This window comes from thiotrophic endosymbiont of Bathymodiolus puteoserpentis (Logatchev) (assembly GCF_900127505.1).
GTDB lineage: Bacteria > Pseudomonadota > Gammaproteobacteria > PS1 > Pseudothioglobaceae > Thiodubiliella.
In genome coordinates this window covers 128,791-154,559 of record NZ_UEXF01000073.1, presented here as the reverse complement: position 1 = coordinate 154,559, position 25,769 = coordinate 128,791, and the positions used below count along the sequence as shown (strand labels likewise).

The following is a 25,769-nucleotide window of genomic DNA, read 5'->3' as shown; positions in this document are numbered from 1 at the left end:
ATGACAACCAAGCCACCACTTTACTCAAAGAAGTCGCAGGCACAACTCGCGCCGCCCTAGGTTCTACCAACTCAGGCAATACCAACCAACTGGGCAAGAAGGTTGCCACAGACATTAAAAACCAAGCCATTAACAAAACCGAAGGTTTTGTGAACAACAAAGCCAATACATTTTTAAACGCATTTGGTGCAGGTCGTAGCGAGGTAAGTATTGGTGGACTGAGCTCAAAAAAACTAAATTACAGCCTCAGAACCATTCAGCCGATATCTGAGCTTGATGCCAATAGCAAAGCATTAACTTTCATTCAAGCTAGCATCGCTTCTGGCAAAAGTATTGATAGTCGCCGCACTACAGTTAACTTAGGCGTTGGTCATCGTCTATTGGTAGAAAACGACATGGCCATCGCAGGTATTAATGTGTTTACCGACTATGAGTCCAAGTCCAAGCACAAACGCTTAAGCCTTGGTTTGGAATACCAGCGTGCTAACTTTAGTGCCAATATCAATAAATACCATGTATTTTCAGACGAAAAATTAGTCAACAGTATAAAAGAGAGGGGTAGGTCAGGTTATGATGTCAAGCTTAGCGGTCAAGCCCCTTACTTACCTTGGGCAAAAATCAAAGGCACTTATTATTACTGGGACACTAAAACAGGTCCAGACATTAAGGGTAATATTCTGGGTGTGGATATTGAGATCACACCTTCGGTAAGTTTTGAGCTAGGTCAAGAAAACAACAACACTATGGATGCCAAAAGCTACGGCAAACTCACTGTCAAACTACCACTGGGCAACAAACAAAAATTCACCAATTTTGCCATTGCCAGCAAAGCCTTTAAAGACAGTCGCAAAATGGACTTAGGCGCACTTGCTTGGGTAGAGCGTAGTAATAAAATAATGATTGAAAGGGGAGAAGGAGGAATATCGTTTAAAGGACTAACTTACAAACTGGTCGCCTCACCTGACACAGGCAGAGTATGGCTTGATAGAAATCTCGGCGCAATACAAGTAGCTACTAAAAAGGATGACAGCGCTGCTTATGGAGATCATTACCCATTTAGTGACATTAGTGGCAATAACGACATCTGCCCAGCAGGCTTTGGCGTACCAACTGAGGGAGAGTTGGCGGCAGAGACCATCGTCCCTACTCCGATTAGTACTCCTACAACAGCCCTTTCTAGCTTCCTTAAGTTGCCAGCTGCGGGCGGTGGCAAGACATCTGACAACTTGGCTGGCGATGTCGTCTTCTTGTGGACTAAGACTACTGTTAGCGGAGAGGGTCGTTATTTGACCATCGCCTCCAGCAATAGGGAATTCTCTACCAGCAACAGCATCACTTCTGGTTTCAAATTTAGCGTTCGTTGTATTAAAACACGCACCCCAATAGTATTTAATGGACTAACTTATGAAATGGTCACCTCACCCAAGACAGGCAGAGTATGGCTTGATAGAAATCTCGGTGCAACAAAAGTTGCCGATTCAGGTACTGACAGTGCAGCTTATGGTGATTATTATCAATGGGGACGAGCAAAAGATGGACATTCATCATCTACATCATCGGGCACACAAACTCAATCAAGTGGTATTGTTTCAGGACAAGGTCATTTTATTTACGGCTGGGCGGATTGGACTACAGCTGATAGTAGTGGTGCACTTAGAATAGCCGCTTGGGCAGATGGCGGTAAAAATGACATTTGCCCTGCAGGCTTTAGCGTTCCAACTGAGGCAGAGCTAAAGAAAGAGCTAAAGAAAGCGAATAGTGCTGTATATAGTGTCAGCGACGCCGCATCCAGCTTCTTAAGAATCCCAGCTGCTGGTTTCCGCGATTCATCGGCGAGTAGTGCCTTTAAAAATAAAGACGCTGATGTCGCCTTGTGGGTTCGCAATACTACGACGGGGCAGCAGGGGCGTAGTCGTAAGTTTAGCATCATAAAAAAGCAAGGTGTTACAGCTGGTTTGACCATCGGAGACGCTCAACGTACTCTTGGTCTGAGCGTTCGTTGCGTTAGGGACAGAATATAGAATAATTGGTGGCTGATGGAAAAATGCACTGAACGCTACATGGTTTAAACCTTGATTGTATGCGTTTTGCGTTAAGTCAATATCGTTGTAGCATGACACGCCAATAACAGCATTTGGCGTATTACGATGCGCAAACACAAGCGTAATGCTTAAAAGCAAGAAAATATCAATTTAGCTTAGGTGAGAAAATGAAGCAAAGTAGTTTAGATTTGCTGATTGGTGTGTACAAACCCAACAAAAGTAAAAAATCAGCTAGAATTGCCCATATTGAAAACGCCGAACAAAGCGCGTGGAAACCCTAAGATTGTTTCTGCGAATGAGTAAAGATTTGCAATTATTGAGTGATAAAGGTTTTGTATCTTTAAGCATAACGATACAAGACTCGTCCAAAATCGTGCTAACGGCTTTAGTTTTCGTTGTATTAAGAATGAGAATAGGGGGGGTATTGAACAGAATATCATGCTGTTTTTTGTATCAACTCTGTCTGATTACAAAGGGTCTTTAGTGGTGAAGATACGGCAATTTTTGCTGGTTTATTGAATTAATTTGTATTTTTAGTGGACATTTACAACATAAGTGCGTAAAATTGTCTCTTTTAGTGCGGGGTGGAGCAGTTCGGTAGCTCGTCGGGCTCATAACCCGAAGGTCATAGGTTCAAATCCTGTCCCCGCTACCAAATGATTACGACCCCCCTTTTTAGGGGGGTTTTTGTTAAGGGTTTATTTTAAATATGGCAAAAATTACAGATAAAATTGAAGCATTGATTCAGCCAGTGATTGAAAATATGGGTTATGAGCTGGTGGGTATTGAATATATTGCCAGCGGTAAGCACAGTATCTTGAGAGTCTATATTGACTCAGACCAAGGCATTGGGCTTAACGATTGTGAAACAGTATCGCATCAATTAAGTAGTATTTTTGATGTGGAGGACCCGATTATGACACAATACAATCTGGAAGTGTCATCGCCAGGTGTTGAAAGACCGTTATTTAATATTGAACATTATCAGCGTTTTTTAGGACACGATGTTAAGTTAAGATTATTAAGGTCGGTTAATGGACAAAGGAAGTTTAATGGCGCTATTGGCAGTGTGAGCGAGGCTAACAATAGCATTGAGTTGATGACAGACACAGGCAGCTATAAGCTGGATATTGAGTTGATTGAGAAGGCAAATTTGGTGGCGCATTTTTAGTCGCCTATTTTAGGAGAAAAGATGGAAAGTAAAGATTTATTTTTAATGGTTGAAGCGATCTCTAACGAGAAAAACATTACCAAAGAGTGCGTGTTTGAAGCCTTAGAGGAAGCGTTAGCAGCGGCAACCAAAAAGAACAATAATATTGATGCTCATGTTGAGATTGATAGAAAAACCGGTGAATTTTCTACTTTCAGACAGTGGATGGTTATTGAAGATGGTGAAAATTTTGTTGACGATGACGGCACTGCGTTTGACTCAGAATTACACATTCATGCAAAAGATGCAAATGGCGTGGCAGTTGAAGATTTTGTGCGTGAGGCAATAGAAACCGAAGCCTTTGGCCGTATTGCTGCACAAATTGTCAAACAAGTCATTATCCAAAAAGTTCGTGAAGCAGAAAGAGAAGTGATTGTTGAGGATTACACTCAGCGTATGGGTGAGGTTGTTATGGTCACTGTTAAGCGCATTGACAGAGGCAATGCCCATGTTGATATGGGTGGTGTTGATGGCATGATCCCTAAGTTTGATTTAATCCCAAATGAATCAATTCGTAAGAACGACCGCCTAAGGGCCTATATTAAAGAAGTAAAATCAAGCCCTCGTGGGGCGCAAATTTTCTTGAGTCGAACTGCACCTGAGATGATGATTGAGTTGTTTGAGATGGAAGTGCCAGAGATTTCTGAGGGCGTGATTGAGATTATGGGCGTTAGTCGCGACCCTGGTTTGCGTGCAAAGTTAGCGGTTAAAGCAAAAGACAAGCGCCTAGATCCAATTGGCTCTTGTATCGGTATGCGTGGTTCACGCGTGCAGGCGGTGTCAAATGAATTAAACGGTGAGCGTGTGGATGTTATTTTGTGGGATGAAGACCCTGCACAATATGTGATTAACGCAATGGCGCCAGCAGAAGTCAGCTCAATTGTGGTTGATGAAGACAAAAACTCAATGGATATTGCCGTTGAAGAAGACCAGTTAGCATTGGCTATTGGTCGTGGCGGTCAAAATATTAAATTGGCATCACGCTTGACTAATTGGAAGTTAAATGTAATGTCAGTGAGTGAATCTGACAATAAACAAACCGAAGAAAATCAAAAGATTAGCGAAAAATTAGCTGAGCAATTAGGCGTTGATTCTGAAGTGGCAGGTGTTTTAATTGACGAAGGCTTTGCCAGTATTGATGATATTGCAGATGCAGATGCCGCTAGTTTAGAGGCAGTTGAAGAGTTTGATGCAACAATGGTTGAAGAATTACAAGAACGCGCTTCTGATGCACAACTTGTACAGGCTTTAGGTGATGCAGAATCTTCTGAAGTATTAACCAGTGTTGAAGGTGTTGATGAAGACTTAGCACAAGCACTGATTGAGGCGGAAATTGCTACAGTGGATGACTTAGCGGAATTATCAATTGATGAATTATTAGATATTCAAAGGCTAGATAAGGAAGTGGCATCAGCAATTATCATGACAGCGAGAGAAAACGAAGGTTGGTTTAAATAAGCAAAAAAAAAAAGACTTTTGTTAAAAAATTATATAAATAGGTAAAACATATGGCTACAGTTCAATCATTATCTACAGCACTGAAAAAAACTCCGGATGAAGTTATTGAGATTCTGGTAAATGCTGGCATTGAAGGCAAGACTGCTAATTCTGAGATTTCAGGTGATGAGCGCAAAATTTTGATGGCGGGCTTATCTAAGCGTGGGCCGGCTAAATCTAGTATTTCAGTGTCGCGCAAACCCAGTACTCAGTCTAGCGATAGTGCAGGTGGTGTCAAGATTCAGGTTAAGAAAAAGCGTTCTGTAAAAGCACCTATAACATCCGTGCAAGATGATGTGGCAGTATTAAAAGCAAAAGAGGCGCTAGAGGCATTAGAGGCCGGTCGTGAAGCAGATGAGAAGTTATTAGCACAAGATGCTAAGCGTCAAGAAATGACGCGTTTGCAAAAAGAGGAAGCAGAGGACTTAAAGAAACAGCAAGAGCAAGCAAAACAACAAACAGAAAATACTAAAAAAACGGGTGATGCAAATAGTGATGATAAGTCGAAAAAACCAAAGCGTTTGCGTAATACATCAGGTACAGATGGGCGTAAGCAGTTACATGTTGCTAAGAAGAACCCAAGTAGAAAACTGAAAAAGAAAGACAGAACGCGCCTTAGCCAAAAAATCCAAGAAGAGCAAGCACAGCATGGCTTTCAAAAGCCAATTGAAAAAGTGGTTCACGAAGTCTCTATACCTGATAATATCAAGGTTAGTGATTTGGCACAAAAGATGGCCACCAAAGCGGGAGAGGTGCTAAAAGTATTGATGGGCATGGGCGTGATGGCCACACTCAACGATGTTATTGACCAAGATACCGCGCTTTTAGTAGTAGAAGAAATGGGGCACACAGGCGTTGTTAGTAAAGAAGAAACCATTGAAGACAAATTAATCGAAAAATCAAAAGCAAGTGGCAATGAAAGTGCCAGACCGCCAGTAGTCACAATTATGGGTCATGTTGACCATGGCAAGACATCCCTATTAGATTATATTCGCAAGGCAAAAGTTGCCGATGGTGAAGCGGGTGGTATTACTCAGCACATTGGTGCTTATCAAGTACATGCAAAAGACGGTAAGATTACTTTTGTTGACACACCAGGGCACGCAGCGTTTTCGAAAATGCGCTCTCGTGGTGCTAGCACCACTGACATTGTTATCTTAGTGGTGGCAGCAGATGATGGCGTTATGCCACAAACGATTGAGTCAATCAAACACGCAAAAAACGCCAAAGCACCCATTATTGTAGCAATCAATAAAATTGATAAAGAAGGCGCTAATCTTGACAAGGTTAAGCAAGAGCTTTCATCACATGATGTTATCTCAGAAGAATGGGGTGGAGATGTGATGATGGTAGGTGTATCCGCACATACGGGTGAAGGCATTGATGCGCTATTAGATGCTATTACGCTTACTGCTGAGATCTCAGAATTTTCAGCAGTTACCAAAGGTCCAGCACAAGGCAGAGTATTAGAAGCACGCCTTGAAAAAGGCCGTGGCAAGGTAACGACTATTCTTGTACAATCAGGCACCTTAAAGAAAGGCGATATTATGATTGCCGGTTTGGAATATGGCAAGGTTAAGCAAATTGTTAACGATCAAGGGGAAATTTTAAAAGAAGCAACGCCCTCAACGCCAGTTGAAGTGCTTGGTTTGTCAGGTGTGCCGGACTCAGGTGATGAAGTTTTAGTGGTAGAATCTGAGCGTAAAGCGCGTGAAGTAGCTGACTTTAGAAAGGCGCGTGATCGCGAAGCCGAGTTGCAAAAACAACAAGCTTCGAAGATGGATAACTTCTTACAGAAGATGGAAGAAGGCGACATATCAACGGTTAATGTACTTTTAAAATCTGATGTTCGTGGCTCGGCGCAAGCGTTGGTTGAGGCCTTAGAAGAGCTATCAACAGATGAAGTGAGAGTCAAGGTGGTCTCTAGTGGTGTGGGTGGTATTAACAACACCGATATTAACTTAGCAGCTACTTCTGATGCTTTGGTGCTTGGCTTTAATGTGCGTGCCGATGCTATGGCGCGTAAAACAGCAGACGAAGAAGGTGTACGCATTGAATATTATTCAATTATCTATAATCTAATTGATGATGTTAAAGCCATTATGAGCGGACTGCTTAGCCCTGAGCTTAGTGAAAATATTATCGGTATTGCCAATGTGAAAGAAGTATTTAGGTCGCAAAAATTGGGTGATATTGCGGGTTGTATGGTTGAAGAAGGTGTGGTTAAAAAAGACTCGCCAATCCGTGTATTGCGTGATAATGTGGTTGTCTTTGAAGGTGAATTAGAATCTCTAAGACGCTTTAAAGACAGCGTTAAAGAAGTTAAATCAGGCACTGAATGTGGTATTGGTGTTGTGGGTTATGATGTTGAAGCAGGCGACCAAATTGAAGTTTTTGAGCGTGTTGAAAGTGCTCGTACTTTATAGACTCATTTTTAATTAATGGCAGAGCAGCCCTCCTATAGAGTTGAAAGGATTAACGAGTTGATTCGTCGGGAATTAGTCATGTTGCTAAGACAAGAAACCAAAGATGCAAGATTGCAAGCAGTGGGCATTACCGATGTTCTCGCCAGCCGTGATTTGAGCAGTGCCAGGGTTTTTTACACCGTACCTGAAGAACAAAAAGAGGCTGTTGTGCCTTTGTTAAAAAAAGCCAGTGGTTTTTTCCGTTCTCGTCTTTCAAAGACACTAGACCTACGACACACGCCAGAACTCAAGTTTATTTATGATTCAGCACCAAACACGGGTGCGAGAATTGATGATTTACTTGCTAAGCTTTAGAGAGGAATATTGATGCAGACACCACATGTTTATTAAGTATAATTAATAATATTTTCGGTGCAAAGAGATGAAAATATGTCGATAAAGGCTTATTTAAAAGAGAAGATGGGCTACTCCAAATTTTATTGTAATCCAGAAATAACAAAAATACATAACAATGCAGATGCTAGAGTCGGAAAACCGTTTTCTAGTAGCCTTGTTGATTGCAAAAGCAAGGGTTGTGTTCAGGTGGACAATAACAACAAAAATTCCTATCACAGACTTAGTAGTGATGAGCTACACGCCAAAGCCTTGTTAATATCTCAATAACATAGTGGATATTATTAGTTTGCTTGAGCGAGAAATGAAAGCAAGCATTCAAGACTTTAACCAAGATTCTGATTCTAATATAACAATTGAAGATGTTAAAGTGTGGTTTTTTGAAACAGAAAAACTCATTCGGACAACCGCAAATCTTTCTTTGGAAGTTACATCCCAACAGGCTATTAACCAATTGCGTTATGCTGCACACCATATTCTAAAAAGCGACAAACAAGAGGATGTTATAGAAGCATATAAGCATTGTAAGCGCGCTTATTATGACACACTTGATTTATTTATTCTAACACTTAATGATAGATTTGTAACATCCTTAGTCTATGTTGAGAATTCAGAAAAGCGCACAAATATTGCTGAAAAATTAAAAAAAATATTGATCAAAATCCAGACTGAGCGTTTTAAGGTTCAGACTAGAGTTGAATACTATGATAGCATTCAGTCGCAGTTAATTGAGAGTTTAAATCTGTTAGAGGAGTTATCATTGGCAGCGTCAATTTCCTCTGATACACAAGAACAAGAATTACAAAAAGTTATAGATGAAAATGAACAATTAAGAAATCATAATAATAAATTAGAGAACGATGTAGAAAAGCATATACAAGAACAGAGTGCCAAAATAACAAAAAATAGTTATTGGTTTGCAATAGTGCTTACGATATTAACGCCTGTTGGGTTATTATTTCAAGGGTCGTTAACTGATTATTTTCGTGATCCTACAACAAAAGTTGAGTATTCGCTTAATTTAGATAAAGCTTCTAACCTTCCATCCCTTGGCAAAAAATAAAAAAGGCAGAGAAATTAACGGCATTGTCTTGCTTGATAAAGACACAGGGCTGAGTTCCAATGCTGCATTACAAAAAGTCAAACGCTTATTCTTTGCTAAAAAAGCAGGACATACAGGCGCATTAGATCCACTTGCTAGTGGCATATTACCGATTTGCTTAGGACAAGCCACTAAGGTCGCAGGATTTTTGCTTAATGATAATAAGCGTTATTTTGTGCGTGGGCAGTTAGGGCAAATAACAGATACACTGGATTGTGAAGGTGAAATCACTGAGACAAAAGATTTTAAGCAACTTGATGAGGTGCAAGTGAAAGCAGTTGCACTAAGTTTCCAAGGTGATATTGAGCAAGTGCCACCGATGTATTCAGCGCTTAAAAAAGATGGGCAGCCTTTATACAAACTTGCTAGACAAGGTATTGAAATTGAACGCAAAGCACGCTTAGTCACTATTTATAAACTTGATTTTTTGGGCTATGAAAACGGCATCATCAGTTTAGAAGTGTCGTGCTCAAAAGGCACTTATATTCGCTCATTGATTGCTGATATCGGTGATAAATTAGGTTGTGGTGCACATGTTATCGAGCTCAGACGCATAGGTTTTGCACATGTGGATATTGCACAAACCCTTAAGTTTGCTGAATTGGAGGCCTTGGCAAGTGATGACTTTACAGCATTGGATGCTAAAATTTTTAAAAGTGAAGATTTATTGCCAAATATTCACAGCGTTAGTGTTAACCAACAGCAAGGTATTGATATTCGTTATGGCAGAAAGATTAAAATTGAAAATCAAGTCGATAGTTTGGTTAAAATGTTTGATGAAAATGCCGTTTTTCTAGGTATCGGACAGATAGAATGCGGCTATTTACAACCTAAACGATTATTCATATGAAGAAGAAAGACGCACTTGTTGGTTATTATTTTAATAACAATTTGATGCATTCTATCAAAGGTGATAAAAGCCTGCGTGAGAGTGTTTATAATCGTGAGCGAGCGTTTAACAGTGTGGATGAAAATCTGGAGCAACTCTCACAAGTTTGGTTAGATTTATTACTTGATACAGGTGTTTATCGCTTGGTCATTGGGCTTAATAATGCTGAGGTGCGTGTGTCAAGTGTGTTTGACCCATTTAATACCGAAGTGCATTTGGCAGATGATTTGCTTAATTCTGATTATGTGGATTTTCATTTCAACAAAATCCCTTTAAAGAAAAAAAGTCAATTGATTAAACGCATTTATAAGATGCTTGAAAATGATGAAGTGTTTGGTATGCTTTCTTTGCAGTGGCAGCAATCTTTGCATGAGCGTAATCAAAGCATGCAAAAATTAACCAATATTAATGATCTGCGTTTTATTTTAAAAAATCTTATCAAGTTGCGACATCTTGAGGGTTATTATTTGCGTTCAGTGACTATTAATTTGTTTAATTCAACGGTGTCAATGTCGTTTAATTGTGATGGCACTCAGATTATGTCACACAAGAAGTTTAAAGAATTTATTGAGGAATATATATGAAAGTATTGGTAATTGGTAGTGGCGGTCGTGAGCATGCATTGGCTTGGCAGTGTGCTAAATTTGACAGCGTTGAAGAAGTGTTTGTTGCACCGGGTAATGCGGGTACAGAATTAGAAGACAAGCTTACAAATGTTGATATTGGCGTCCAAGACATCAGTGCGCTGATTGATTTTGCCAAGAGTAACAATATTGATATTACCATCGTAGGCCCTGAAGCGCCACTCGTGATGGGTGTAGTGGATGCATTTCAAGCGCAGGGCTTGAGCGTGTTTGGCCCAACTCAGGCAGCGTCACAATTGGAAGGTTCAAAGGCATTTTGTAAGGACTTTCTTGACAGAAATAATATTCCAACCGCCTTTTATGGTGTTTTTACCGAAGTAGACCTGGCAGTAGAATATGTCAAGGAAAAAGGTGTACCGATTGTGATTAAAGCCGATGGTTTGGCCGCAGGCAAGGGTGTGATTATCGCTAATACTCAACAAGAAGCAACCGATGCTATTCATGATATGCTTGAAGACAATCGTTTTGGTAAAGCAGGATCGCGTGTGGTGGTTGAAGAGTTTTTGAGTGGAGAGGAAGCCAGCTTTATTGTGATGGTTGACGGTAAAAATATTTTGCCAATGGCAACTTCACAAGATCACAAAGCCAGAGACAATGGCGACAAAGGTCCAAATACAGGCGGTATGGGTGCTTATTCGCCAGCACCGATTGTGACGGATGAAATTTTTCAAGATGTAATGGACAGCGTCATTCGCCCAACAGTAGAGGGTATGGCAGCTGAAGGTAATACTTACACTGGATTTCTATACGCAGGCTTGATGATTAACAGCAATGGCAAATCCAAAGTATTGGAATATAATTGTCGTTTTGGTGACCCAGAAACGCAACCAATTATGATGCGCCTTAAATCCAATTTGGCGCAATTATGTTTATTAGCCACACAACAAAAATTAGACCAAGCGAATATTGAATGGGACGCTCGTTCAGCAATGGGCGTGGTTTTGGCAGCAAATGGTTACCCAGATGCCCACCCTTCAAATGAGATAATTGGCTTACCAGTAGACAATGAATCAGCAAAAGTATTTCATGCGGGCACTAAGAGCGATGGTGATAATGTTGTTTCAAGCGGTGGGCGCGTGTTGTGTGCCACCGCACTTGGTACAGACACCAAAGATGCGCAGGCAAATGCTTATGCATTACTAAAAGAAATTAATTGGCCAAGCGCCTATTACCGCACAGATATTGGTTTCAAAGCAATTTGACAGATTTTTTTAAGTTGAGTTAAAAACCGATAGTTCGAAATAATATATGCTTATATTTACACTAACTATCAGTATAAAAAGTTCAATAATCCCTGTTTAATCAATAATAAGTGTCATTACAAATAATTAACTATCGGTTTTTTAAAAGTTGATAGTTAGTGTTATAATATGCTTTTATTTCAAATAATTGCTTATTATGAAAATTGTAGCACCACCTAGATTGCCAGCTACAGAAGAGTTGCTTAAATTAGTCGTTGAGAAGGTCCAATCCGGCATGATGCCAGCTACAGTCGATGAAAAAAGGCGTTATTTGCACTGGGATAAAATTAGACACTTAAAAACCCCTGATAAATTTGATAGTATTGAACAGTATTGGCATTTTTTGAAATTTTCTCGCAGAGGGCAACAAAAGTTATTGCCTTTTACTGAAGAGTTTTCTTATATTTTGACAGATGATATTCAAAAGAATATCCACGAAATAGACACCCAGATGCGCGGTTCTATCGAAGCCGAAAACATTGGAAAAGATAAGAAGAAATATATCATTCGTTCATTGATGGATGAGGCAATTAGCTCGTCTCAACTTGAGGGGGCAGCAACCACTAGAAAAGTTGCGCGTGATATGTTAAGGCACAATAAAGAGCCTGAGGATTATTCGCAACGCATGATTTATAACAACTATCAAGCGATTAATTTTATTGATAAATACAAGCACGATGATTTAACACCCGAGTTAATACTAGAATTGCATAAAATTGTTACTGATAACACCATAGACAATCCTGATGATGAAGGTAGGTTTAGGCGAGATGATGATATTAATGTGGTTGACAATCTCACAGGTAATGTCTTGCACAGCCCCCCAGAACACCAATCATTGCCCGATAGAATGAAGGTTCTGTGTGATTTCGCCAATGGCAATATGCTGAATTCTTTTGTTCATCCCATTATCAGAGCGATTATTGTGCATTTTGCTTTGGCGTATGACCACCCTTTTGTCGATGGCAATGGACGCACCGCACGCGCTTTGTTTTACTGGGTGGCACTAAAAAACAATTATTGGCTATTTCAATATATTACACTATCAACCTATATTAAAAAAGCACAAAGCCAGTACGGTGAGTCATTTTTAATGGTTGAAAGTGATGAGTTTGACTTGACTTATTTTATTAATAACCAACTAAAATTCATCCATCAGGCTATTCATGGACTGTTTGACTATGTGGATAAAAAACAAAATGAACAAAGTAATGCACTAGATTTACTAAGTGCTTATTTAGCAGACGGCAAACTCAACTCACGCCAAGCGATGATTATTCAACATGCTATCAAACATCCAGGTGCGGTTTATACCATTGAAGGGCATAAGATATCTCAAAATATTGCTTATGTAACCGCTAAACTGGATTTAGAAAGGTTGGCAAAATTAGGACTTTTGCAACAATCTAAGCGTGGGCGTGTCTTTATTTTTATTGCGCCAAACGATCTAGAGCAACGCATTAAAGAGTACCAATGATTATTGTTGGTGTTGATGAGGTAGGCCGAGGCTGCTTAGTGGGTAATGTGGTGGCTGGTGCGGTGATACTGCCAGATGATTTTTATTTGCCTGGACTAACCGATTCTAAGAAACTCAGCGAGAAAAAGCGCGAAATCCTATATGCGCAAATTACTAAAGAATGCCAATGGGCGTTAGGCGAGTCAAGCGTAAGTGAAATTGATAAAATTAACATTTTGCAAGCCACGATGCTGGCAATGAAACGAGCAGTCGAGGCTCTCAATATGCAATTTGACCAAGTATTGGTCGATGGTAATTGTTGTCCAAATCTGAATAATTGCACCGCGATTGTTAAAGGTGATTTGATTGAGCCTGTGATTTCAGCGGCCTCGATTATTGCAAAGGTAAGTCGTGATAGGCAGATGGTAGCGTTGGACGAATGTTATCCTGAATATGGTTTTGCCAAACACAAAGGGTACGGCACAAAACAACATTTGAGTGCTTTAGAGAAGTTTGGTGCGATTAAAAATCAACATCGTTATTCATTTGCTCCAGTGAAAAATCTGTCCCACTTTTAGGGTCTAATGCCCTTATTTGACGACGCAGTTCTGCTCTTTTAGCTTTAAGAATTTCAAGCTCTTTTGCAGCCCTAGCGTCTTTCTCTGCCTGTAGTTCTTTCTCTTTTTCGCGTTGAATTTCAGCAGCTGGGCGAGTTTTTAAGTAGCGGAATAATTTAACAACGCGTTGTACGCCATTTGCTTTAGATGCGACTTTGGTAGCTTTATTGGCCTCACGCAAGGTTACTTTTCCCATTAAATAAACACTGCGATTTTCAGTCATAACTTTGACATGTATTGGGTTAAAAACATCTTGATTAAGGAAAAGTAGCTCAACTTGCGCAGTAATTGTTGAGTCTTTAGCTCTGCTTAATATCCCACTATTTGGCGCAACGCGTAGCTCATTAATAACCCTGCTAATCTTAAAATCTTTGAGTGGTATCCGCGTCTCAACATAGTTGCGTATGCCCTCATTAGGTACCTCGCCTGTTACTAACACTTCTGTGTCATAAACCATATAATTTAAATGCGCATCTTTTGTCTTTTCATTTTCTTCTTTGGTGTTCCCAGCATGCAGACTAAGTAATATACTGTTGTCATCAAGGATTTCACCAGCAGTGCGTCTGTCGTTAGAAGCCACAAAGGCCGTACTAACTGCTGATGAAAGAAGACAACCGTTTAAAAATAGTGTGCTGGTTATTATTATGGCAGGTAGAATAATTTTTTTCATAAGTTTAGGGTGTTTCAAAGGCGTCTTTTATCCAGTCAATTTTAGGATATTTTAAATCAAATTCAAGTCCAACAACATCAAACCGACAGATAAAATCGTCATATTCTGGATGTTTTTGCAAAAAAACTTCGGCAGTGCGGATGAGTTTTGCTTGTTTAGCGTTATCAACTGTGTTGCTTGCCGAGCCAAAATGCGTATTTGCACGATAACGAACTTCAACAAAAACTAATGTTTGCTCCAATTTATCAAGCATAATGACATCTATTTCACCAAGCTTAGTTAAATAGTTTTGTTGGATAAGTTCTAGTCCGTTCTCTTTTAAATATTGAAGTGCTAGATTTTCTGCTTTATTGCCTGTTTGTCGTTTTAAACTAAACATATTATGCCTTTATATATTGTTGCTACACCCATTGGAAATCTAGATGATATCACTTTTAGGGCGATAGCAACGCTCAAAAATGTGGATGTCATTCTAGCAGAAGACACACGCCATAGTAAAAAGCTACTCAATCATTATGATATTGACACACCCATGCAGGCTTTTCACGAGCACAATGAATCTGCCAAAACGACCGATATAGTGGCACAATTATTGGCAGGAAAAAATATTGCACTGATTAGCGATGCAGGTACACCATTGATTAGCGATCCAGGTTATGTACTGGTTAGTGAAGCGAAAAAAGCTGATATAGAGGTTTCGCCCATTCCAGGTGCATCGGCAATGATTAGCGCTTTGTCGGCCTCTGGTATTGCCAGTGACCATTTTAGTTTTGTTGGATTTCTACCTGCCAAACAGACACAGCGCTTAAAAACTATACAGCTCAATGCACATCTCGATGAAACACTTATCTTGTATGAATCTCCCAAGCGTATTCTTAGCTGTGCTAATGACTTATTACAAGTATTAGGTGATGAGCGAATCGTATGCTTTGCTAAAGAAATTAGTAAGTCTTTTGAAACTATCAAGACGGATATTTTGCCAAATTTAATTGAATATTTAACCGAAGATGAGAATCATCAAAAAGGTGAGTTTGTCATATTAATCTCAGGTGTTGATAAAAATAATAAAGTTGATGGCGAAGCGCAATTGGGCAAAATTTTGCCAATTTTACTTACAGAAATGGGCGCATCTAAAGCCGCAAAACTCGCTGCTAAAATAACAGGTATTGATAAAAAACACTGCTATCAACGAGCCATAAAAATATGAGCCATTACACACGACATATTTTCTTTTGCAATAACCAGCGAAAAGGTGGGAAGGGTTGCTGTTCACAGTTCGGTGCTAAACAAATGTATCGTTATGCCAAAGATAAATGTCGTGACGAAGGGAAACTTGGTAAAGGAAAAATTGGCGTAAGTGAGTCTCGTTGTCTAGGGCGTTGTGAGCACGGACCGGTCGCTGTGGTCTATCCCGATAATATTTGGTACCAGTATATTGATGAAGAAGATATTGATGAAATCATCAACAAGCACCTAATGGCAGGTAAGCCAGTTAATAGATTAAAGATTGATTAAAAGATAGTAGGTTCAACCATTAAAGTGCTTTCCCCATTATTGTTTTTGTTGTTGGCAATTATGTTTCTAAATCTCTTAGTAAAACCACTTAGGTGAGACCTTTGCATAAATAGGAATCATTATCAGAAGTCTGCTTTCTACCCACTTGGCGATTTTTCCAGTAACACCCGGCAATCCCTAAAAGAGAAAACCCAGTCTTAGTCCCGCTAGGACAAAGTTTAAATAAATCCCCAATTGGGCAAACATTGAATTTTGCCAATCTTCTCTATCTCTATTTTATGCAAAGGTCTCATGGTGTTTTTAAAGATTTAGATTTATCGAGATTTGAATTTTTTATTTTAAAAACGCAGTTGAAAGTATCATGGTATCATGATAGTTAATCTAATTTAAATCAATATTGAGGAAACCAACCATGCAAACAAAAAATAGTCAAACTAAAACACAAAAAGCCGTTAATCAACCTAAGCAAGAAACAACACCTTCGATTAAACACAATGTTGCAGTGAGCGATTCATCTCCTATTATCGATTTAGATCCTATGGCAGGCATCCAATCTAGTAATTCAGTAACCACAGGCACAATACAAATCGCCACAGGCGTTGCTTTTGATGCAGACATTGCAGACACCACCGATACGGATATTAAAACCATTAAAGTGGTGTTAGGCGGTGCTGGCTTGAATGAAGCAAACGATAAATTAGTATTAGATGCTGAGCTTGCGTTAAATGCCGATATTGCCAAAGTAACGGGTAAAACCATTGGCACAGTGAGTGGTTTAGAATATAGCTATACACACGCCTCTAAAACCCTAATCATCAGCAAAACCTCAGGTGCTTTTAACCCTGCTGATGTGGCAAAAGTAGTAGAAGCCATTCAACTTAAAAACACCGATGCAGCCTCACAACTCGGCACCAGAGTGGCTACCATTACTTATACAGATACTGATGGCAATGAATCGGAGCCAGCAACGGCTTCGCTGAGTGTTGCTTTGTATCGTGGCTTTGTAATTAATGGCGAGGTGGCGGATGATTGGAGTGGCTTCTCAGTCTCCAGCGCAGGCGATGTCAACGGCGATGGCTTGGATGATTTGATTGTGGGTGCTCCTTTTGCCGATCCAAATGGCAAATTATCTGCAGGTAAATCTTATATTGTATTTGGCAAAGCCAACAGCAATGCCATTAATCTAAGCACCATTGCTGATGCAAGCAACCCTTTAGGGGGCTTTGTGATTAATGGTGAGGCAGCGGGTGATTGGAGTGGCTACTCAGTCTCCAGCGCAGGTGATGTCAACGGCGATGGCTTGGATGATTTGATTGTGGGTGCTTATGCTGCCGATCTAACTGGTAAATCAAAAGTAGGTAAATCTTATGTTGTGTTTGGTAAAACCAACAGCAGCGCCATTAATCTGAGCACCATTGCTGATGCAAGCAACCCTACAGGGGGCTTTGTGATTAATGGTGAGGCAAAGTATGATCGTAGTGGCTTCTCAGTCTCCAGCGCAGGCGATGTCAACGGCGATGGCTTGGATGATTTGATTGTGGGTGCTTTTTTTGCCGATCCAAATGGCAAATTATCTGCAGGTAAATCTTATGTTGTGTTTGGTAAAGCCAACAGCAGTGCCATTAATCTAAGTGCCATTGCTGATGCAAGCAACCCTACAGGGGGCTTTGTGATTAATGGTGAGGCAAGGCATGATTATAGTGGCTCCTCAGTCTCCAACGCAGGCGATGTCAACGGCGATGGCTTGGATGATTTGATTGTGGGTGCTTATTATGCCAATCTAACTGGTAAACCAGCTGCAGGTAAATCTTATGTTGTGTTTGGTAAAGCCAACAGCAGTGCCATTAATCTAAGTGCCATTGCTGATGCAAGCAACCCCACAGGGGCTTTGTAATTAGTCAACCCTTAAAAACCACACAACAAATTGATTTATAACAATAAAACCAAAAATAACCCTAGACAAATCAACCAACTTTTGCTAAAATACCTCTTATTTCTTGGTCGTTTTGCTTAAAAAAATGTTAACTAAATCTAGCCTAATATCCACCCAATCAAATCGTTTTCATTCAGAGCTCTTTTCTCAATTAGATGTCAAAGACCCTTTAATACAACTAGCCAACACTATTAATTGGACGGTCTTTGATGATGCCTTTGAGCAACATTACTCTCAAGACAATGGCAGACCCTCAAAACCCATCAGGCTGATGGTAGGTTTGCTTTTGCTTAAACAACTAGAAAATCTCTCTGATGAGCGTGTTGTTTTGCAGTTTAAGCGCAACCCTTATTATCAATACTTCTGTGGTCACTCAAACTATATACCAGGCATGCCTTGCAATGCCACCGAGTTGGTGCACTTTAGAATATAAAACCCCAACAATTTCAGACAACAATTTAAACTTTCTTATTTCGAACGAGTTAAACTAAACGAGACTTTTGCATAACTCATAATTCTCCACCCTAATTTCAATTTTTAGATTTTTTCAAAAATATTTTCAAAACTACCTGTATTTTTTCATAAAGTCCAAAAAAANAGTGGCTTCTCAGTCTCCAGCGCAGGCGATGTCAACGGTGATGGCTTGGATGATTTGATTGTGGGTGCTTTTAACGCTGATCCAAGTGGCAAATCAAATGCAGGTAAATCTTATGTTGTGTTTGGTAAAGCTAACAGTAGTGCTATTAATCTAAGTGCTATTGCTGATGCAAACAACCCCACAGGGGGCTTTGTGATTAATGGCAAGGCAGTGGGTGACGAAAGTGGCTTCTCAGTCTCCAGCGCAGGCGATGTCAACGGCGATGGCTTGGATGATTTGATTGTTAGTGGCTATCAGGCTGATCCAAGTGGTAAATCATCTGCAGGTAAATCTTATGTCATCTTCGGCAAAACCGGCACTGGCGCCATAGACTTAGCAAATTTGGGCGGTGATTCCAAATACGCTATTGACTACTTAGGCGACAAGAATGCCAACACACTCACAGGCACCAGTAAAGATGAAATCTTCGTTGCCGGCGCAGGCGACGATACCCTAACAGGCAATGGTGGCATGGATGTGTTTAACGCAGGCTTAGGTAAAGATAGCATTCTCATTAACGCCAGCAACATCAGCGCACTAGAACAAACCGGCGCAGGCAACCGTGCCCGTGTTGATGGCGGCGGCGGTATTGACACCCTTGTATTAGAAGGTTCAGACTTAACTCTAGATCTAACCAAGATCAGTGACAGACGCATCCAAGACATTGAAGTTATTGACATTACAGGCTCAGGCGATAACACTCTAAAACTCAATTTAGATGATTTATTACATACCTCTACCAGTACCAATATTCTTNAAAACCACACAACAAATTGATTTATAACAATAAAACCAACAATAACCCTAGACAAATCAACCAACTTTTGCTAAAATACCTCTTATTTCTTGGTCGTTTTGCTTAAAAAAATGTTAACTAAATCCAGCCCAATATCCACCCAATCAAATCTTTTTCATTCAGAGCTCTTTTCTCAATTAGATGTCAAAGACCCTTTAATACAACTAGCCAACACTATCAATTGGACAGTCTTCGATGATGCCTTTGAGCAACATTACTCTCAAAACAATGGCAGACCCTCAAAATCCATCAGGCTGATGGTAGGTTTGCTTTTGCCTAAAAAAGCCCTTAAGCGAGACAATCGTTATCAACAAGACAAAAAGCGCAAACTGTGTAAAAGACGCGCAGCGATTGAGCCGATTATCGGACATCTTAAATCAGATTTTAGACTCTCTAGAAACCTACTCAAAGGGCAAGTTGGTGATGAGATTAATGTTTTAATGGCTGCCTGTGCTTGGAATTTGAGAGAATGGCTGGTGATAGCCACTATTTTTTTGTTTTGGCAAAAACTGGGCTTATTTTTTGTAAAATACCTAAGGTTTTTTGTGGTGCTGGATAAAAAGCAGTTTTGTTGATTTAGATGGTTGGAAAAATGGGTGGTTTTGGTTGGAGTGGGTTTTTAAGGGGCGACTATTTAGGTTGGGCTATTTATGCAAAGGTCTCAAATGAAGTTTAAGCCGTTACCATGCGAACACCATTTGGTGTTCCAAGTAGCAATACATCTGCAGGACTGTTGGCAAATAAACCGTTAGTCACAACACCGGTAATGCTGTTTAATTCAGTTTCTATAGCTTTTGGATTGGTAATTTTTAAATCACTTACATCTAAAATCAAGTTGCCATTATCAGTAGTGAAATCTCTGAGTTTCACGGTGCCACCTATTCTTTTGGTAATTTCACGAGTGACATAATTCGCACTCATTGGGATAACTTCTACAGGTAAGGGGAACGCACCCATTACATCTACCAGTTTAGACTCATCGGCAATACAGATAAATTTATCCGCTACTGCTGCGACAATTTTTTCACGAGTAAGTGCACCACCACCACCTTTAATAAGGTTTAAACCATCATCTGATTCATCAGCGCCATCAATATAAACTGACATTTTTTGAACATCATTCAAATCAAATACTTCAATACCGTGTGATTTTAATCGCTGTGTTGTTGCTTCAGAACTTGCCACTGTGCCTTTGATTTTGTCTTTTATTGTTGCCAATGCATCAATAAAAAAATTAGCCGTTGAACCAGTGCCAACGCCTATAATAGTGCCTTCAACAACATAATTCAATGCTTCTTGTGCCACTGCTTGTTTCATTTCATCTTGTGTCATAATCGTTTTTGAATGTAATTTAAAGTGAGTTATTATACACCTATGCGAAAAATCATCTTAGCAAGCAATAATAAGGGGAAAATTAGAGAATTTAATGCCATGCTTAAAGGTGTCTGTGAAGTGGTATCAATGAGTGATGGTGGTGTTGAAGAAGTGCCTGAAATAGGACTCACTTTTGTTGAAAATGCTTTGATTAAAGCGCGCAATGCATCCGAACAATCAGCTCTTCCTGCTTTAGCAGATGACTCAGGCATTGTGGTAGATGCACTTGATGGTGCGCCAGGTATTTATTCAGCGCGCTATGGGGGTCGTCATGGTAATGATGAAGCCAACATGCAAAAACTATTAGATGAAATGAAGGATGTTGCTGATGGTGAGCGCAGTGCCAAGTTTTGGTGTGCAGTTGTATTTGTTGAACACGCAAACGACCCAACACCTATTATTATTCAGCGTGCTTGGGAAGGTGAAATTTTGCGTGAGAAAGTTGGCAAAAATGGTTTTGGCTATGACCCTATTTTTTATCTACCAACTCAGAGCTGTACTTCTGCTGAATTGTCCTCTGAGGTCAAAAATACGATTTCACATAGAGCTAAGGCACTCACAGCACTATTAGAAGAATTAAAAGTTTGTTAGTGCTTCCGCCACTTTCACTGTATATCCATTACCCTTGGTGTGTAAAAAAATGTCCGTATTGCGATTTTAATTCGCATGAACAGCGTACTGAGAATGATACGGCCTACATACAAGCGGTATTGGCAGATTTGAAAAATCAACTGCATTGGGTGCAAGGGCGAGAGATACAAACAATTTTTATTGGTGGCGGCACGCCAAGTCTATGCTCGATTGAAGCCATGGAAGTTTTGTTTGCAGGACTTAGAAAAACACTGGATTTTGCCGATGATATTGAAATCACATTAGAGGCCAATCCTGGGGCAAGTGATAGAGAAAAATTCAGTGCCTTAAAAAAGTTAGGGGTGAATCGTTTGTCAATTGGCGTGCAGTCTTTTAACGATGGATATCTGCAAAACTTGGGCAGAATACATTCCAGCCAGCAAGCGATTGAAACGCTAAAACAAGCACAGGTGGTTGGATTTGATAATATTAATATTGATTTAATGTTTGGTTTTGAGGGGCAAAGCATTGACGAGTGTTTGTACGATGTTAAACAAGCCATCGCACTGAGTCCAGCGCATATTTCTTTTTATCAGCTCACCATTGAACCCAACACTTTTTTTGCCAAACACCCGCCAAAACTTTCGCAAGAAAATGCATGGGAAATGCAAGAGCAAGGACAACTGTTATTAGAACAAGCAGGATTTATCCAATATGAGGTTTCAGCATTTTCACAGCGACCTGCAAAACACAATCTGAATTATTGGCAATTTGGCGATTACTTAGGCATTGGTGCCGGCGCACATGGAAAAATAACCACAGAAGGTAAAATACTTCGCACATTACAATCAAAATCACCCAAAGATTTTACTCAGAACAACCAAAACAAAATTACCGCAGTAAAGCAACTTAGTTTTGAATTTATGTTGAATGCATTACGACTTAAGGCGGGATTTGAGTCTGATTTATTTACGCAAAGAACAGGGCAATCAATACCAACAATTCAGCAACAATTAAATAAAGCCCAGACATTAGGACTACTTGAGCTAAATGATAAGCGCATTCAGCCTAGTGAAAAAGGATTTAATTTTCTGAATGATTTGCAGGTTATTTTTTTGTGATATAATTAGAAGATGAAAGTTTTGTTATCATTGTTTTTTCTTGTATTTATGTCGTTAGCTAATGCTAATGATATTGTTGCATCTAGTGGTATTGAGCATTGCTCATTAGGTAACAAATCGATGAATATGTCCGTTGAAGAACATTTATCAGGATGTTGCGATACAGTTTGTGCGCAACATTTTTCTATTGATAAGAAGGCCATAATTTCTGAGAGAGTTATTCTTCAATCACTTTCAGTGACCTCTATTGCTAATACTTTTTATACATCTTTTTCCTCGAAGATGATTCTCCCCCCTCCAATCGTTTAAATTTTCTAGCGTATTGACTCTGTAAATTTGTTTTTATAAAGCGATTTTATTATTGTCAATCGTCAATCAATCTAAGTTTTTTTAGTAGCACTTAAGAATTGTTTATCAATTCAAATAGTTATTGATTAAGGAGAATAAAAATGAATAACAAAACATTATCACGCAGGCAATTTGTTACGGGTGTAACAATAGGCGCTGTAGCATTAGCGATTAACCCAAGTACTTTATTTGCGGGTATGCGCAATAACATAACAACACTAACAGGCAATACTTTTAACCTAAGTATTGGAGAGCAAAGCGTCAACTTTACCGGTACCATGCGCAGCGCCACTACCGTAAATAACTCACTGCCAGCACCTTTATTAAGGTTTAAAGAGGGGGAGATGATTACGCTAAATGTTACTAATCATCTAAAAGAAAACACTTCTATTCACTGGCATGGTTTGATTTTGCCAAGTGAAATGGATGGAGTGCCTGATATTAGTAATGATTTTCATGGCATTGAACCAGGCGAAACCTTTACTTATCGTTTTAAAGCCAAACAAAGTGGCACCTATTGGTATCACTCACATTCTGGTTTTCAAGAACAAACAGGCTTGTATGGCCCGATTGTGATAGACCCAGCTGGAAAAGACCCAATCACTTATGATAAAGATTATATTGTTATGCTCTCTGATTGGACCGATGAGAATCCAATTGATGTGTACCACAAACTTAAAAAACTCTCACATTATTACAATTTTAATGAACGCACCCATACTGATTTAATGGATGACATCGAGAAAAATGGACTAGAAAATACTTGGAGCGATAGAAAAATGTGGAACCAAATGCGCATGAGCCAGCGTGATTTGTCCGATGTAACAGGATACACTTATACTTACTTAATCAATGGCGTAACACCTGACAAAGGCTGGGTTGGCTTGTTTGAAAAAGGTGATAAAGTGAGGGTTCGCTTTATTAACGGTTCAGCAATGACTTTTTTTGATGTGCGCATTCCAGGGTTAAAAATGACGGTAGTGGCTGCTGATGGACAAAATATTGAACCTGTGTCTGTTGATGAGTTCCGCATTGGCGTGGCAGAAACCTATGATGTGATTGTTGAACCAAAAGATGACAGAGCCTACACTATTTTTGCCCAAGATATTTCTCGCTCTGGCTATGCACGAGGCACATTAACTCCCGATACCTCAGTGTTAGGCGAGGTGCCTGAATTAGACAAGGCGTCTAGTCTAACACACAGTGATATGGGGATGAATATGTCAAATATGGCAGGTATGGATCATTCAAAAATGAATCACGGCTCGATGAACATGAAGCAAACGACAATGTCTGGCATGGATCATTCAAAAATGGGTCACAGTTCAATGGGTAAGCAAAAGTCAATGGCAGATATGGACCACTCAAAGATGAATATGGGTGACAACAAAGAAATGTCAACCATGGGTTCAATGTTAACTCATGCGGATACTGAATTTGGACCACATATCGATATGCGTTCTGTTGATCCACAATATCGTTTAGATGACCCAGGTGTTGGGTTGCGTGATAACGGTAGAAAAGTCTTAACTTATGCAGATCTTCGTAGTTTGCATATGACGCATAACTATCCAGACCCAGATCGTGAGATTCAATTGCATTTAACGGGCAATATGAGTCGTTATATGTGGTCTATTAATGGTGTGAAGTTTGCCGATGCTGAGCCTTTGCAGTTTAAATTTGGCGAAGTTGTTCGTATCACTTTTGTTAATGACACAATGATGAATCACCCTATGCATCTACATGGAATGTGGAGTGATTTAGAGACAGGAGATAATATGTATATCCCACGCAAGCATACGGTGATTGTTCAACCAGGGGCAAAGATTAGTTATCGAGTTAAAGTTGATGCTAAAGGCTCGTGGGCATATCATTGTCATTTGTTGTATCACATGTTGGGTATGTTTCGTCGTGTGGATGTGGTTTAATTAAAGGAGAAAATAATGAAATATTTAAAAGCAGTAACAATCAGTTGCCTATTTGTGCTGACATCACCGTCATTTGCAATGGGCATAGAAGACGACCCTATTTTAACTAAGGTGATGGGTGAAATAGAGTTGCGAAGTACAGATGGTGCTAATCCTAGAGCTTGGGATATTGAGGCTTGGATGGGTCAAGATTTAAATAAATTTTGGGTTAAAACTAGGGGTGAAAAAGTTGCAGGGAAGACCGAAAAATCTGAATTACAATTGCTTTACTCAAAAGCAATAACGCCTTTTTGGGATTTGCAATTCGGAGTGAAAGAAGACTTACAACCCAAACCAAAACGCAATTGGGGAGTGATTGCTGCCAAGGGCTTAGCGCCTTATTTACTTGAAGTTGATGCTTCGTTATTTGTGGGTGAATCTGGCAGATTAGGTGTACGCTTAGACGCTGAGTATGAGTATATGTTTAGTCAAAAATTGATCTTATCACCAGAAGTAGAGATTAATGCATTTAGTAAAGACGATGAATTAACAGGCACAGGGAAAGGCTTGTCTAGTGTTGAGGCAGGGCTAAGGCTGCGTTATGAAGTGACGCGTGAATTTGCACCTTATATTGGCATTAACTGGGAAAAAAAATACGGCAATACGGCTAATTTTTCTATTGCTGAAGGTGAGGATATTGAAGATGCACAAATTGTAGTTGGTATGCGTTTTTGGTTTTAATCTGATAATATGTGGTTTTATTTTGGAGTATAAAGAATGAAAATTTTATTAAAAATATGGTTTGTGATTGGTTTATTATTTCTATTGATTTGGTTTGGGGTGTTTAACATTTCTGCCACAGAGAAACATTGGGATATTACAACAAAGTTATTGGCATTTGTAAAAGAACGCTCTATTACGGTGCGTGCACATGATATTAAGGTGCCTGATTTATCAAAACCCGATATGATTAAGAGTGGCGCTAAGAACTTTGATGCAATGTGTGCTCAATGTCATTTATCCCCTATCAAAGAATCGACAGAATTAAGTCTTGGGCTTTATCCTAAGGCACCTGTGTTTTATCAGCAAAACCACACAGGTCATGGTGCAGGAAATACATTCTGGACCATTAAAAATGGACTTAAGATGACTGGAATGCCAGCATGGGGGGATTCTCATACTGATCAACAAATATGGGAAATGGTGGCTTTTTTAGAAAAACTTAATGACATGTCAGCTGCTAAATATACACAATTAGTTGGCGATGGCGGGCATACGCATAAAAATATTGAGCATATAGAAGAAGCAGTTGTCCCTAAGAGTAACAACGCCCATCAAGAGAACGGGCACCTGCATTAATTTAATATAAAAAAAGGAGAAA

General features: G+C 39.7%; 26 protein-coding genes, 1 tRNA gene and 2 pseudogenes. 26 read left to right on the top strand and 3 right to left on the bottom strand.

Annotated elements, in window-relative coordinates; translation table 11 throughout:
- The 13 genes from BHECKSOX2_RS09545 to rnhB all read left to right on the top strand — a co-directional run.
- Positions 1 to 2,021: inverse autotransporter beta domain-containing protein (locus tag BHECKSOX2_RS09545; protein WP_180323747.1), on the top strand; the 2,021-nt coding region annotated here is incomplete at its 5' end.
- A 599-nt stretch (positions 2,022 to 2,620) separates the two neighbouring features.
- Positions 2,621 to 2,697, top strand: a tRNA-Met gene (locus BHECKSOX2_RS09540).
- Positions 2,698 to 2,751: 54 nt separating this feature from the next.
- Positions 2,752 to 3,213, top strand: a complete 462-nt coding sequence (gene rimP / locus BHECKSOX2_RS09535; protein ID WP_139683378.1) for a ribosome maturation factor RimP — start codon at positions 2,752 to 2,754, stop codon at positions 3,211 to 3,213.
- A 21-nt stretch (positions 3,214 to 3,234) separates the two neighbouring features.
- Positions 3,235 to 4,710 carry a transcription termination factor NusA gene (gene nusA / locus BHECKSOX2_RS09530; protein ID WP_090717286.1) on the top strand — a complete coding sequence of 492 codons (1,476 nt, stop codon included), beginning with the start codon at positions 3,235 to 3,237 and terminating at the stop codon, positions 4,708 to 4,710.
- Between the two features lie 50 nt (positions 4,711 to 4,760).
- A complete protein-coding gene (gene infB / locus BHECKSOX2_RS09525) occupies positions 4,761 to 7,175 on the top strand; it encodes a translation initiation factor IF-2 (RefSeq protein WP_139683377.1) in 2,415 nt (804 codons plus the stop codon).
- 15 nt (positions 7,176 to 7,190) lie between these two features.
- A complete protein-coding gene (gene rbfA, locus BHECKSOX2_RS09520) occupies positions 7,191 to 7,529 on the top strand; it encodes a 30S ribosome-binding factor RbfA (protein WP_139683376.1) in 339 nt (112 codons plus the stop codon).
- A gap of 57 nt (positions 7,530 to 7,586) precedes the next feature.
- Complete coding sequence (locus BHECKSOX2_RS09515; RefSeq protein ID WP_180323746.1) at positions 7,587 to 7,838, top strand: hypothetical protein; 252 nt, start codon at positions 7,587 to 7,589, stop codon at positions 7,836 to 7,838.
- 4 nt (positions 7,839 to 7,842) lie between these two features.
- Positions 7,843 to 8,631 carry a hypothetical protein gene (locus BHECKSOX2_RS09510; RefSeq protein ID WP_139683374.1) on the top strand — a complete coding sequence of 263 codons (789 nt, stop codon included), beginning with the start codon at positions 7,843 to 7,845 and terminating at the stop codon, positions 8,629 to 8,631.
- Entirely contained in the window at positions 8,618 to 9,520 is a 903-nt protein-coding gene (gene truB, locus BHECKSOX2_RS09505; RefSeq protein ID WP_139683373.1) for a tRNA pseudouridine(55) synthase TruB, read from the top strand. The genes BHECKSOX2_RS09510 and truB overlap by 14 nt, the downstream gene beginning before the upstream one ends.
- Complete coding sequence (locus BHECKSOX2_RS09500) at positions 9,517 to 10,143, top strand: hypothetical protein (RefSeq protein ID WP_139683372.1); 627 nt, start codon at positions 9,517 to 9,519, stop codon at positions 10,141 to 10,143. The genes truB and BHECKSOX2_RS09500 overlap by 4 nt, the downstream gene beginning before the upstream one ends.
- Positions 10,140 to 11,405, top strand: a complete 1,266-nt coding sequence (gene purD, locus BHECKSOX2_RS09495; protein WP_139683371.1) for a phosphoribosylamine--glycine ligase — start codon at positions 10,140 to 10,142, stop codon at positions 11,403 to 11,405. The genes BHECKSOX2_RS09500 and purD overlap by 4 nt, the downstream gene beginning before the upstream one ends.
- Positions 11,406 to 11,601: 196 nt before the next feature.
- A complete protein-coding gene (locus BHECKSOX2_RS09490) occupies positions 11,602 to 12,921 on the top strand; it encodes a Fic family protein (protein ID WP_139683370.1) in 1,320 nt (439 codons plus the stop codon).
- Complete coding sequence (rnhB, locus tag BHECKSOX2_RS09485; RefSeq protein WP_139683369.1) at positions 12,918 to 13,478, top strand: ribonuclease HII; 561 nt, start codon at positions 12,918 to 12,920, stop codon at positions 13,476 to 13,478. Before BHECKSOX2_RS09490 ends, rnhB begins: the two co-directional genes overlap by 4 nt.
- On the opposite strand, the gene BHECKSOX2_RS09480 is transcribed toward rnhB, so the two are convergent.
- Together BHECKSOX2_RS09480 and BHECKSOX2_RS09475 are read right to left on the bottom strand one after the other, a co-directional pair.
- On the bottom strand, positions 13,423 to 14,187 hold the full coding sequence (locus tag BHECKSOX2_RS09480; protein ID WP_139683368.1) for a BON domain-containing protein: 765 nt from the start codon (positions 14,185 to 14,187) through the stop codon (positions 13,423 to 13,425). The two genes, rnhB and BHECKSOX2_RS09480, sit on opposite strands and share 56 nt — an antisense overlap.
- 4 nt (positions 14,188 to 14,191) lie before the next feature.
- Entirely contained in the window at positions 14,192 to 14,566 is a 375-nt protein-coding gene (locus BHECKSOX2_RS09475) for a YraN family protein (RefSeq protein ID WP_090717986.1), read from the bottom strand.
- Positions 14,567 to 14,569: 3 nt separating this feature from the next.
- Here BHECKSOX2_RS09475 and rsmI point away from each other — a divergent pair, with 3 nt between their 5' ends.
- From rsmI to BHECKSOX2_RS10720, 7 genes and pseudogenes are all read left to right on the top strand, one after another.
- Complete coding sequence (rsmI, locus tag BHECKSOX2_RS09470) at positions 14,570 to 15,394, top strand: 16S rRNA (cytidine(1402)-2'-O)-methyltransferase (protein WP_139683367.1); 825 nt, start codon at positions 14,570 to 14,572, stop codon at positions 15,392 to 15,394.
- Positions 15,391 to 15,702, top strand: coding sequence for a (2Fe-2S) ferredoxin domain-containing protein (locus BHECKSOX2_RS09465; RefSeq protein ID WP_139683366.1), 312 nt, complete (start codon positions 15,391 to 15,393; stop codon positions 15,700 to 15,702). The genes rsmI and BHECKSOX2_RS09465 overlap by 4 nt, the downstream gene beginning before the upstream one ends.
- A gap of 997 nt (positions 15,703 to 16,699) precedes the next feature.
- A pseudogene (locus BHECKSOX2_RS10670) lies at positions 16,700 to 17,563 on the top strand (integrin alpha); the annotation flags it as partial.
- A 157-nt stretch (positions 17,564 to 17,720) separates the two neighbouring features.
- A complete protein-coding gene (locus tag BHECKSOX2_RS09455; RefSeq protein WP_139683364.1) occupies positions 17,721 to 18,068 on the top strand; it encodes a transposase in 348 nt (115 codons plus the stop codon).
- A 165-nt stretch (positions 18,069 to 18,233) separates the two neighbouring features.
- Positions 18,234 to 18,581, top strand: a pseudogene (locus tag BHECKSOX2_RS10665) (integrin alpha); the annotation flags it as partial.
- A gap of 33 nt (positions 18,582 to 18,614) precedes the next feature.
- On the top strand, positions 18,615 to 19,049 hold the full coding sequence (locus BHECKSOX2_RS10660) for a hypothetical protein (RefSeq protein ID WP_425356621.1): 435 nt from the start codon (positions 18,615 to 18,617) through the stop codon (positions 19,047 to 19,049).
- Between the two features lie 90 nt (positions 19,050 to 19,139).
- Positions 19,140 to 19,643, top strand: coding sequence for a transposase (locus BHECKSOX2_RS10720; protein ID WP_483444640.1), 504 nt, complete (start codon positions 19,140 to 19,142; stop codon positions 19,641 to 19,643).
- Positions 19,644 to 19,740: 97 nt separating this feature from the next.
- Here the strand turns inward: BHECKSOX2_RS10720 and rpiA are convergent, their stop codons facing one another.
- A complete protein-coding gene (gene rpiA / locus BHECKSOX2_RS09440) occupies positions 19,741 to 20,400 on the bottom strand; it encodes a ribose-5-phosphate isomerase RpiA (protein ID WP_139683363.1) in 660 nt (219 codons plus the stop codon).
- A 42-nt stretch (positions 20,401 to 20,442) separates the two neighbouring features.
- On the opposite strand from rpiA, the gene rdgB reads away from it, so the two are divergent.
- From rdgB to BHECKSOX2_RS09410, 6 genes are all read left to right on the top strand, one after another.
- Positions 20,443 to 21,033 carry an RdgB/HAM1 family non-canonical purine NTP pyrophosphatase gene (gene rdgB, locus BHECKSOX2_RS09435; protein ID WP_139683362.1) on the top strand — a complete coding sequence of 197 codons (591 nt, stop codon included), beginning with the start codon at positions 20,443 to 20,445 and terminating at the stop codon, positions 21,031 to 21,033.
- Positions 21,027 to 22,133, top strand: coding sequence for a radical SAM family heme chaperone HemW (gene hemW / locus BHECKSOX2_RS09430; protein WP_139683361.1), 1,107 nt, complete (start codon positions 21,027 to 21,029; stop codon positions 22,131 to 22,133). The genes rdgB and hemW overlap by 7 nt, the downstream gene beginning before the upstream one ends.
- A 12-nt stretch (positions 22,134 to 22,145) precedes the next feature.
- Positions 22,146 to 22,442 carry a hypothetical protein gene (locus BHECKSOX2_RS09425; protein WP_139683360.1) on the top strand — a complete coding sequence of 99 codons (297 nt, stop codon included), beginning with the start codon at positions 22,146 to 22,148 and terminating at the stop codon, positions 22,440 to 22,442.
- Between the two features lie 140 nt (positions 22,443 to 22,582).
- Positions 22,583 to 24,409: a copper resistance system multicopper oxidase gene (locus BHECKSOX2_RS09420; RefSeq protein ID WP_139683359.1), complete on the top strand. Its 1,827-nt coding sequence runs from the start codon at positions 22,583 to 22,585 to the stop codon at positions 24,407 to 24,409.
- A 15-nt stretch (positions 24,410 to 24,424) separates the two neighbouring features.
- Positions 24,425 to 25,129: a copper resistance protein B gene (locus BHECKSOX2_RS09415; RefSeq protein WP_139683358.1), complete on the top strand. Its 705-nt coding sequence runs from the start codon at positions 24,425 to 24,427 to the stop codon at positions 25,127 to 25,129.
- Positions 25,130 to 25,165: 36 nt separating this feature from the next.
- Positions 25,166 to 25,747: a c-type cytochrome gene (locus BHECKSOX2_RS09410; RefSeq protein WP_090715011.1), complete on the top strand. Its 582-nt coding sequence runs from the start codon at positions 25,166 to 25,168 to the stop codon at positions 25,745 to 25,747.
- Positions 25,748 to 25,769 lie beyond the last annotated feature (22 nt).

Excerpts from the sequence above, each read along its gene's own strand:
- BHECKSOX2_RS09415 (WP_139683358.1), top strand. The coding sequence starts at position 24,425 with ATGAAATATTTAAAAGCAGTAACAATCAGTTGCCTATTTGTGCTGACA.
- BHECKSOX2_RS09455 (WP_139683364.1), top strand. The coding sequence starts at position 17,721 with ATGTTAACTAAATCTAGCCTAATATCCACCCAATCAAATCGTTTTCAT.
- infB (WP_139683377.1), top strand. The coding sequence starts at position 4,761 with ATGGCTACAGTTCAATCATTATCTACAGCACTGAAAAAAACTCCGGAT.
- purD (WP_139683371.1), top strand. The coding sequence starts at position 10,140 with ATGAAAGTATTGGTAATTGGTAGTGGCGGTCGTGAGCATGCATTGGCT.
- rbfA (WP_139683376.1), top strand. The coding sequence starts at position 7,191 with ATGGCAGAGCAGCCCTCCTATAGAGTTGAAAGGATTAACGAGTTGATT.
- BHECKSOX2_RS09500 (WP_139683372.1), top strand. The coding sequence starts at position 9,517 with ATGAAGAAGAAAGACGCACTTGTTGGTTATTATTTTAATAACAATTTG.
- BHECKSOX2_RS09475 (WP_090717986.1), bottom strand. The coding sequence starts at position 14,566 with ATGTTTAGTTTAAAACGACAAACAGGCAATAAAGCAGAAAATCTAGCA.
- rimP (WP_139683378.1), top strand. The coding sequence starts at position 2,752 with ATGGCAAAAATTACAGATAAAATTGAAGCATTGATTCAGCCAGTGATT.
- BHECKSOX2_RS09425 (WP_139683360.1), top strand. The coding sequence starts at position 22,146 with ATGAAAGTTTTGTTATCATTGTTTTTTCTTGTATTTATGTCGTTAGCT.
- BHECKSOX2_RS10720 (WP_483444640.1), top strand. The coding sequence starts at position 19,140 with ATGTTAACTAAATCCAGCCCAATATCCACCCAATCAAATCTTTTTCAT.
- BHECKSOX2_RS09490 (WP_139683370.1), top strand. The coding sequence starts at position 11,602 with ATGAAAATTGTAGCACCACCTAGATTGCCAGCTACAGAAGAGTTGCTT.
- rdgB (WP_139683362.1), top strand. The coding sequence starts at position 20,443 with ATGCGAAAAATCATCTTAGCAAGCAATAATAAGGGGAAAATTAGAGAA.
- BHECKSOX2_RS09465 (WP_139683366.1), top strand. The coding sequence starts at position 15,391 with ATGAGCCATTACACACGACATATTTTCTTTTGCAATAACCAGCGAAAA.
- rnhB (WP_139683369.1), top strand. The coding sequence starts at position 12,918 with ATGATTATTGTTGGTGTTGATGAGGTAGGCCGAGGCTGCTTAGTGGGT.
- rsmI (WP_139683367.1), top strand. The coding sequence starts at position 14,570 with ATGCCTTTATATATTGTTGCTACACCCATTGGAAATCTAGATGATATC.
- BHECKSOX2_RS09420 (WP_139683359.1), top strand. The coding sequence starts at position 22,583 with ATGAATAACAAAACATTATCACGCAGGCAATTTGTTACGGGTGTAACA.
- rpiA (WP_139683363.1), bottom strand. The coding sequence starts at position 20,400 with ATGACACAAGATGAAATGAAACAAGCAGTGGCACAAGAAGCATTGAAT.
- nusA (WP_090717286.1), top strand. The coding sequence starts at position 3,235 with ATGGAAAGTAAAGATTTATTTTTAATGGTTGAAGCGATCTCTAACGAG.
- BHECKSOX2_RS09480 (WP_139683368.1), bottom strand. The coding sequence starts at position 14,187 with ATGAAAAAAATTATTCTACCTGCCATAATAATAACCAGCACACTATTT.
- BHECKSOX2_RS09410 (WP_090715011.1), top strand. The coding sequence starts at position 25,166 with ATGAAAATTTTATTAAAAATATGGTTTGTGATTGGTTTATTATTTCTA.